Annotated in this window: 7 protein-coding genes; 3 read left to right on the top strand and 4 right to left on the bottom strand. The window is 74.6% G+C overall.

The genetic code is table 11. The features are described from left to right. Positions 1-109 precede the first annotated feature (109 nt). Together ABZY31_RS28925 and ABZY31_RS28920 are read left to right on the top strand one after the other, a co-directional pair. The gene (locus ABZY31_RS28925) at positions 110-571 is read left to right on the top strand and encodes a hypothetical protein (RefSeq protein WP_356416067.1); all 462 of its coding nucleotides are present in this window, start codon (positions 110-112) and stop codon (positions 569-571) included. Next, positions 568-1,434: an NmrA family NAD(P)-binding protein gene (locus ABZY31_RS28920; RefSeq protein ID WP_356416065.1), complete on the top strand. Its 867-nt coding sequence runs from the start codon at positions 568-570 to the stop codon at positions 1,432-1,434. The genes ABZY31_RS28925 and ABZY31_RS28920 overlap by 4 nt, the downstream gene beginning before the upstream one ends. Before the next feature lie 18 nt (positions 1,435-1,452). Here ABZY31_RS28920 and ABZY31_RS28915 read toward each other — a convergent pair whose 3' ends face one another. The 4 genes from ABZY31_RS28915 to ABZY31_RS28900 all read right to left on the bottom strand — a co-directional run bounded on the left by ABZY31_RS28915 (position 1,453) and on the right by ABZY31_RS28900 (position 5,689). Then, the gene (locus ABZY31_RS28915; RefSeq protein ID WP_356416062.1) at positions 1,453-2,739 is read right to left on the bottom strand and encodes an NAD(P)/FAD-dependent oxidoreductase; all 1,287 of its coding nucleotides are present in this window, start codon (positions 2,737-2,739) and stop codon (positions 1,453-1,455) included. Between the two features lie 148 nt (positions 2,740-2,887). Further along, the gene (locus ABZY31_RS28910) at positions 2,888-4,162 is read right to left on the bottom strand and encodes a ricin-type beta-trefoil lectin domain protein (protein ID WP_356416059.1); all 1,275 of its coding nucleotides are present in this window, start codon (positions 4,160-4,162) and stop codon (positions 2,888-2,890) included. A 301-nt stretch (positions 4,163-4,463) separates the two neighbouring features. After that, the gene (locus tag ABZY31_RS28905) at positions 4,464-4,721 is read right to left on the bottom strand and encodes a hypothetical protein (protein WP_356416057.1); all 258 of its coding nucleotides are present in this window, start codon (positions 4,719-4,721) and stop codon (positions 4,464-4,466) included. Positions 4,722-4,966: 245 nt separating this feature from the next. After that, positions 4,967-5,689, bottom strand: a complete 723-nt coding sequence (locus tag ABZY31_RS28900) for a DUF4386 domain-containing protein (RefSeq protein ID WP_356416054.1) — start codon at positions 5,687-5,689, stop codon at positions 4,967-4,969. A gap of 161 nt (positions 5,690-5,850) precedes the next feature. Between ABZY31_RS28900 and ABZY31_RS28895 the strand changes: the two genes are divergently transcribed. Further along, positions 5,851-6,534, top strand: coding sequence for a TetR/AcrR family transcriptional regulator C-terminal domain-containing protein (locus ABZY31_RS28895; RefSeq protein WP_356416051.1), 684 nt, complete (start codon positions 5,851-5,853; stop codon positions 6,532-6,534). The last annotated feature ends 23 nt before the right edge of the window (positions 6,535-6,557 follow it).

The following is a 6,557-nucleotide window of genomic DNA, read 5'->3' as shown; positions in this document are numbered from 1 at the left end:
GCCGTGGGAGGGGCGCCGCCGCCGAACCGTCGCCACGGGGCGGCGGCTTTTTTCGGACCCGATAGTTAGGCAGCTAATGACTAAGACCGACTCTCTTCGGGAGGATCACATGTCCCGAGCAGCCCAACGGACCGGCGAGCCACCGCCGTTCAGACTCTGGCGCGAGGTGGCCACGGCCTACGCCGCCCCCGCGCTGACGGCGGGCGCGGGCGCGCTCATCGGCGGGAACAGCGAGCTGCTGCGGGCCGCCGGCACCTCGATCGCCGGCACCTCGGCCGTGGTCGCCCTGCTGGTCGGCGGCTGGTTGCAGCTCTTCGGCCGCCGCCGCGCGACCGGGGCGGGACGCCGCGCCGTCCTCGCGCTGGCCGGCGCCGCCCTCGCGGCCGCTCTCGCCTTCATCTGCGCCCGCGCGGCCCAGTACGGCGACCCGGCCTGGACCGGCTGGCCGCACGGTCCGGCGCTCGACCGCCTCACCCTCGACCTGCCGCTTTCCGCGGCCCTCGCCGCCACGATCGTCGGCTGGCGCTGGCGCGGCCGCTTCACCACTCCGTCCTCGAAGGGAAACCGATGATCATCGTCATGGGAGCCACCGGAGCAACCGGGGCCGCGCTGGTGCGCACCCTGTCCGACAGCGAGGTGCCGTGCCGGGCGCTCAGCCGCGATCCGCAGCGGCTGCGCACCCGGCTCGGCGCGACGGCCGGCCCGCTGGTGGAAGGCCACTACGCCGACGCGGCCGACCCGGCCTCACTGCATGCCGCGTTCCGCGGCGGCAGCCAGCTCTTCCTCACGATGGAGAACGGCCCGCGCCAGGTGGAGTTCGAACTGCGCGCCATCGAAACGGCCGTGGCCTCCGGCGTCCGGCACATCGTCAAGATCTCCTCCCCCGCCTCCGAGCCGGACTCCCCCGTCGCCATAGCCCGCGGCCACCACACCGTGGAGACCCGGCTGCGCGCGGCCGGCATCACCGCGACGGTCCTGCGTCCGTACGCGTTCATGCAGAACCTGCTGATGCTCGGGCCCGGCGTGACCCACGGGGACCTGCTGACGGGTGCGATGGGCCGGGCGGCGTGCAACTACGTCGACTGCCGGGACATCGCCGAGGTGGCGGCCGCCGCCCTCACCCGGCCGGGGCCGACCGGGGGCACGTACACCCTGACCGGCGCCGAGACATGCTCCTTCGACCGGCTCGCCGAGCTGCTGGGCCGGCTGCGGGGGCGGCCCGTGCGCTATGTGGACCTGCCGCCGGAGCAGTTCCGTGCCCAGCTGAGCACGGCGCGCGGAATGCCGGACTGGCTCGCGGACCACGTGGTGGAGATCCAGCAGCTCGCCGTCGCGCGACCGGAGCAGCCCACCGACACGGTCGCCCGGTTGCTGGGGCGCGCCCCGCGGGGGCTGGAGGCCTTCCTGACGGAGCACATCGACGCGTTCCGCTGAGACCGGCGCCCCCGGCCGCTACGGTGCGCGACGCGGTGACGAACGTACGGAGCCACCCGGGCGGTGGAAGTCCGCGAGGACTTCGCGGGCGGCCCTGGCGCCGGAGGCCATTGCGCCCTGGAGCGAGCCGGTCGCCCGGTGGTCACCGCAGACGTAGCGGAACGGGCCCACCCTGGTCGTCCGGATCAGCGAAAGGGGCGGGGGCATCGCAGGGAGCGCGTCGCGGGCCGTGTAGCGGTGCACGGTCTCCCACCCGTCCGTGTCCGCTCCGTACGCCTCGGAGAGCGCGGCCCGGAGCACCGCCTCCTCCGCGGGGCCGGGCGCGCCGAGGACGGACGCGGCGATCAGGGCCCGGCCGTCGGGCGCGTAGCCGGGGTGCACCTCGCTGAGCACGCAGGTGTTGAGGAACCGGCGTGCGGTGTCGACGAGCAGCGTCGGCTCGCGGAGCGGGGAGCGGTCGGCGGCGTAGTAGAGGGTGGTGACCGTACGGCCGGCGGGCACGTCCAGCGCCGGCAGGAGCCTGGCCGCCGCTGCCTGGTTCGTGGCGACGACGACCGCTCGCGCGCGGTGTTCACCGCCGTCCGTCAGGGCCGCGCCGTGGTCGGTGAGCCGGGCCGCCGGGGCGCCGGTGCGCAGCACGCCGGGCGGCAGTCCGCCGGCGAGCTGGGCGGGAACCGCTCCGATGCCGTCGGCGGGCAGGCACAGGGTGCCCCGCACCATGCTGCGCCAGACGAAGTGGAACATCCGCGAGGAGGTCTCCAGACCGTCTTCGAGGAACACTCCGGACAGGAAGGGCCGGAAGAACGTCTCGACCAGCTCGTCGGAGATCCCGGCCCCGGCCAGCGCCGCCCGGGTCGTCCGGTCGGCCCCCGCCCGCAACCACCGGGGCGGGAGCAGCGCGTCACGTGCGGTCAGGAGGCCGAGGGCGGCGAGGTCGCGGGCCGAGGCCAGCCGGCCGGGGAGCAGGTCGCGGCTCTCGCGGGGGCGCCGGGTGGGATCGGTGAACCGGAGCAGGCGCCCCTCCCCCGTGTGGACGAGCGCCCCGGGGGTGAAGGGCCGCAGGCGCAGCGGTCGCAGCGCGAGGCGGCGTTTGACCTGCGGGTACGCCGTGTTGAAGACCTGGAAACCGCGGTCGAGGGTGAATCCGGAGACCCGGTCGGTGCGCATGCGGCCGCCCACCCCGTCCGAGGCCTCCAGCACTGTGACGCGGAGCCCTCCCGCGACCAGGTCCGCGGCGCAGGCGAGGCCGGCGGCGCCCGCGCCGATCACGATCACGTCCGGGCCGTTCTTCTCGTCCCGTCCCATGCGCGGTCACCTTCGCTTCGGATGGTCCGGACTCCGGGCTACCGGCCCCGGACCACGCTACGCCGCGCGGGACGCGGTCCGTGAAGGCACGCCGGGCGGGGCCCTGCCGGCGTCCGCAGGGCCCCGGGTGATCACCCCGCTGCGACGGTCAGGCCGCCGGTACCGTCCACTTCTGCTGGGCGGCCCCCGTGCAGGTCCACAGTTGCAGCCGTGTCCCGTTGGCGGAGCCGCCGCCGGTGACGTCGAGGCACTTGTCCGCCTGCGGGTTCACGATGTCGCGGGCCGCGGACACCGTCCAGCGCTGGGCTGCGGTCCCGTTGCAGTCATAAAGCTGGACCGGTGTCCCGTCGGCGGTGCCGCCGCTCGCGACGTCGAGGCACTTGCCGAGCGCACGTACGGTGCCGTCGGAGCCGAAGGTCCAGTTCTGGGCGCCGGTGCCGTTGCAGTCGTAGAGCTGGACCGGTGTGCCGTTGGCCGGGTTCGCCCCGGCGACGTCGACGCACTTGCCGGCGAGCCCGCTGATCCGGCCGGTCCGGCCTCCGGTGCCGCCGTCGGACGTGGTGACGCGGACGTGGTCGACCACCAGTTGCTGGGGGAAGGCCGTGCTGCCGTCCGGGTCGCCCGGCCAGTAGCCGCCGACCGCGAGGTTGAGGATGAGGAAGAACGGCTTGTTGAAGGCCCAGCTCCGTCCGCCCAGGTCGGCAGGGGTGCGTCGCTGGTAGACGACCCCGTCGACGGACCAGGAGACGGAATCGGGGGCCCAGTCGACGGCGAAGGTGTGGAAGGCGTCGGCGAAGGCCTGGCCGGCGGGCAGGGAGTACCCCGCTCCGATGCCACCGGATCCGGAGTAGCCCGGGCCGTGGAGCGTGCCGTGGACGGTCGACGGTTCGAAGCCGACGTTCTCCATCACGTCGATCTCACCGGAGTTGGGCCAGCCGACCTGGCCGATGTCGTTGCCGAGCATCCAGAAGGCCGGCCACATGCCCTGGCCGCGCGGAACCTTGAGCCGCGCCTCGACGTGTCCGTAGGTCTGCGTGAAGCGGCCGGCGGTGTTCAGGCGGGCCGAGGTGTACTCGCAGCGCCCGTACCAGCAGGCGTAGTTGCCCGGGTTCTCGCGGCGGGCGGTGATGACCAGGTGGCCCTGCCCGTCGAGCGCGGCGTTGCGGTTGCCCGCCGTGTAGTACTGCCGCTCGTGGTTGTTGACGTTGTCACCGGTCTCGACCTGCCATTTGCCCGGGTCGACGGCGGCTCCGGCAGGTCCGTCGAAGTCATCGGTGAAGGTCGCAGCCGCGCCGGCCGAGGGGACGGCGGCGGGGGCTGCGGGGGCCGGCGCGCCGGTGGCCGGGGCGGCCAGGCCGGTCCAGCAGACCAGGGCGAGCGCGCACAAGAGTGCGCGTCGGTGCCACGTGGGGTGCACGGTCATCACATCGCTTCCGTGTGGGGGGGACGTACGGAGGCAGGGACAGGCGGTGGGGATTCGACATGCCCATGACAGAGCACAGGGCAGCCGCCGCCAAGGTGTGAACGCGGAACCCGCTCGTCCGGGCCCCTTTGTTCACGACTTGATTCAAGGCGCACGGTACGGCCGCGTCAAGATGCCTGCACGGTGCGGCCGTTGGGAAGCCGGCGCTGACACGCTGCCGCCGGAACTCCGCCGCGGCGACGACGGACGCCTGAGCGGCGCACCGTCGTCGCGCGCGGGCCCGGCCGTTCGGCCGTCGGCCTCAGGGAGTGTCGCCGTCCCAGACGAAGGATCCCTCGGCGTCCGTCTCGGAGGGGCTGTAGAGCGCGCATCCGCCGGGGCCGAAGAGGCCTCGGTCGGTGGCCAGCAACACGCCGTCGACCCGCTCCTGTGCGGGCAGGTTGGTGACGTCGAGGAGCTGCCCGTCGAGGGGTCCGCCCACCAGCCTGACGTACAACCGCCCGGGGGTCGGCCGCACGCGGTGCCCCTCGTCGCCGCAGTACACCCGTTCATCCATCATGTTCACTCCGCCTGGCCGCCCTCCCCGGGGCCGCGCCCCGCGAACGCGTGAAGGCCGCCCGTCCGGCTCCGGGCGGGCCCGGCCGGTGGGGACGGCGCCCTCACTGCGGGGTCCATCCTCCCCCACTCGTCCCGCCGCGCGAGCATCGGCGCAGCCGGTCCGCCCACCCGGTCGTCGGTTCAGCGCGGCGCCGACCTGGCGGGATGCCGTGCGGGCCGGGCGGGAGGCCGCCCCGCCCGGCCCCGTCAGGCTCCGGCCGGCCCCACCGACGGACGGCCCGCCGGGCGGGCGGCGTCCGTACCCCTCGCGGACGCGGCCGCCGGGCCGGGGCCGAACCCCCTGACGATCAGCCACCCCGCGAGCCCCAGTTCCCAGGCGAACACCGGAAGCGCGGCGACCGACCCCGCCACGGAGAGCTGCTCGTAGGCGCCGAACATCACGGCGACGGCCGAGGCGCAGATCAGCGGGCCGCCGACCAGCCCGAGGACCGCGAGGAAACGCGGCACGAGCCGGGCGCGGAACGCCAGGTGCGCGAGCAGGACGGTGTTCAGGCCGAGGGCGATGTTGGGCCCGAGCAGGAACGTCCACGCGTGGACGGCCACCAGCGCGCCATCTGCGCCGGCCGCCGGGTCCGGGTCCCGGCGCAGGGTGACGAGCGCCAGTACGGAGACGATCCCGACGGCGATGACGGCCGCCTCCAGCAGCCGCCCGAAGGCGTACCCGAGCGCGAGCCCCTCGCCGTGGCGCCGCAGCACGGGGAACAGCGCCGCGCCGGTCCCGGCCACCGCCACCACCAGCACCACCTCGCACAGCACGCCGAGCAGCGCCCGCGTGTCGGCACCCTGCGCGAGCCGGCCGTCCGCCGCGCCCAGCAGGGAGCGGTACAGCACCGCCCCAGCGATCGCCGCGACCTCCGTCAGCAGGAACAGCGACCCGGCGGCCACCGCGGTTCTCCGGTCCGGACTCATCTTCTCGCTACCCCTCGCTCGATGGAGGTGTACGCCGTACACCTTGGGGCGACCATAGGTGTACGGCGTACACTCGTCAAGGAGGGCCCCGCCCAACGGGGTTCGCTCGCAGAGGCCCCGGCGAACGAGGGCCCGCTCGCCCAGGAAGGGGCCGCGCCCGGATGACCCGTCAGGAACCCGCACCTGCGCACCGGACCCCTCTGAACAGGGACCGCGTCCTGCGCGCCGCCGTCGCGCTCGCCGACACCACGGGCATCGACGCCCTCAGCATGCGCAAGCTCGCGCAGGAGCTGGACGTCGTACCGATGGCCCTCTACAAGCACGTGGCCGGCAAGGAGGAGCTGCTCGACGGCATGACCGACGCCGTGCTCGGCGAGATCGACCCGCCGGCCGCCGGTCCCGACTGGCGGCAGGTGGTCCGCGGCCGGATCCTCTCGGCCCGGCGGGTGCTGCTGCGCCACCCGTGGGCGGCCCGGGTCATCGAGTCGCGGAGCGCGCCCACGCCGGCCGTGCTGGCGTACCTGGATTCGATGGCGGGGGCCTTCCGGGACGGCGGCCTCTCCGCCGACCTCACGCACCACGTCATGCACGCGATGGGCAGCCGGCTGCTCGGCTTCAGCCAGGAGCTGTTCGACACCTCGGGCCCCTCCGGCCCGCCGGACCCCGCCCTGGCGGCGCACTACCCGCACATCGCGGAACTGGCCGCGACGGCCGCACATGACGGGGGCTCGGCGGTCGGGGGCGGCTGCGACGACCAGTTCGAGTTCGAGTTCGCCCTGGACCTCCTACTGGAGGGCTTCGAGGGCCTTCGGCGCCGGGGCTGGACGTCCGCGCGCCGGGCGTAGCGGCGCGGCGCGCGAGGGCCGCG

This window comes from Streptomyces sp. NPDC006529 (assembly GCF_040611795.1).
Classification (GTDB): Bacteria; Actinomycetota; Actinomycetes; order Streptomycetales; family Streptomycetaceae; genus Streptomyces.
Note: the sequence above shows the minus strand (reverse complement) of the source record. Positions and strands in the feature narration are given on the sequence as shown.